Genomic DNA, 1,791 nt, shown 5'->3' on the forward strand with positions numbered 1-1,791 from the left:
TAATTTCAAAGCAGGTGATAAGGTCAATGTGCTCCTGCGCCCGGAAGATGTGCGTGTGGAATATATTGATGATCCTCATCCTGATCAGTATCTGGTGGGCGAAGTGGTTGAGCGTAACTATAAAGGCAAAACCCTCGACTCGCTGATTCGCTTGCCCTCCGGCATTGAGGTGATCGCGAGCGAATTTTTTGATGAAGATGACCCCTCGTTCGATTACAGCCTGAACCAGAAAGTTGCAATCAAGTGGGTTCCGGGCTGGGAAGTGGTGTTGCCCCATGAAGTCTAGTGTCGGCCAATTCCGTTTCTGGGCAATTGGACTCGCTAGCGTCTGGCTGACGCTGTTTGTCTTTTTCCCCAACTTGCTGGTGATCCTTACCAGTTTCCTGACGCGCGATCCCCAAGCTACTGTCAGCTTGCCCATCAATGCTGACAGCTACGTGCGCACCCTCGATCTGCTGTATTTGCAGGTATTGTGGGATTCACTGCGTATGTCACTGCTGGCGATGGTGTTTTGTTTGGTGGTTGGCTACCCCTTTGCAATGGCGATTGTAAGCCTGCCCAAGCGCTGGCAACCAGTGATTTTGTTTCTGGTGATCTTGCCGTTTTGGACCAACTCGCTGGTGCGTACCTATGCGATCCAATTTATTCTGGGCAATCAGGGTATTATCAACAAAGCGCTGCTTGGCTTGGGCTTGATCGATAAACCCTTGCAGCTGCTCTACACCCAATTCGCGGTGATCCTGGGCCTCTGTTATATCTTGCTGCCGTTTATGGTGCTGCCCTTGTATTCGGCGCTGGAAAAACTCGATGTGCGTTTGCACCACGCTGCCAAAGATCTAGGCGCTGGCCCATTAAAACGCTTTTGGCATATCACTGTGCCGCTGACCTCGCCCGGTATAGTTGCAGGTTGTCTGATGGTGTTATTGCCGGCGATGGGCATGTTCTATATTTCCGATCTGCTCGGCGGTGCCAAAAACCTGCTGCTCGGCAACGTGATCAAAACCCAATTCCTGCACACACGTGATTGGCCGTTTGGCTCGGCGTTTAGTGTGATCCTGATTGTGCTGCTGGGCTTTATGCTTTGGTTGTATTTCCGCGCTGCACGCTTCGTGAATAAACAAGGAGGACTCAATGGCTCCGATTTTTAGATGGGGTTTCATGGGGCTGATCCTTACACTGATCTATATCCCCATTTTGGTGCTGGTGGTGAACTCCTTTAATGCATCCAAATACGGCATCAAGTGGGGCGGCTTTACCTTCAAGTGGTACGAAAAGTTCTGGAATAACGACGGTTTAATGGGCGCTGCGCTCAATTCGCTCACCGTCTCCATAGTTGCCGCCAGCGTTGCCACAGTGATTGGCACACTTGCTGCTGTGGCATTGCATCGCTATCAGTTCAAGGGCAAAGCATTACTGTCATCCATGGTGTTTGTGAGTATGCTGACGCCGGAAATTGTGATGGCCATTTCGTTGTTGATTGTGTTTATGGCGCTGGGCATCAAATTGGGGTTTGTCTCATTGGTGATCGGCCACATCACTTTCTGTTTGCCTTTTGTGATAGTCGCTGTCTACTCGCGCCTCAAAGGGTTTGATATGAAAATGTTGGAGGCCGCACGGGATTTAGGTGCGTCCGAGAGTAGTATTTTCTGGAAAATTATTCTGCCGCTGGCATTGCCCGCTATTGCGTCAGGTTGGTTATTGAGTTTTACCCTGTCATTGGATGACGTTATTGTAAGTGCGTTTGTCACTGGTCCTGGATATGAAATCCTGCCGCTCAAGGTTTACTCCATG

3 protein-coding genes are annotated in these 1,791 nt (G+C 50.1%); all 3 read left to right on the forward strand.

From position 1 onward, the window contains the following. Positions 1 to 286, forward strand: a 286-nt coding sequence (locus ACWA6V_RS21190) for a TOBE domain-containing protein (protein WP_449524340.1), incomplete at its 5' end; no start/stop codon positions are given. Further along, positions 276 to 1,148 carry a spermidine/putrescine ABC transporter permease PotB gene (gene potB, locus ACWA6V_RS21195; protein WP_449524341.1) on the forward strand — a complete coding sequence of 291 codons (873 nt, stop codon included), beginning with the start codon at positions 276 to 278 and terminating at the stop codon, positions 1,146 to 1,148. The genes ACWA6V_RS21190 and potB, both read left to right, overlap by 11 nt. Next, positions 1,132 to 1,791 (forward strand): spermidine/putrescine ABC transporter permease PotC (potC, locus tag ACWA6V_RS21200; protein WP_449524342.1); only part of this gene is annotated, 660 nt, incomplete at its 3' end. The genes potB and potC, both read left to right, overlap by 17 nt.

The sequence above is a fragment of the Cellvibrio sp. genome, from assembly GCF_053579595.1.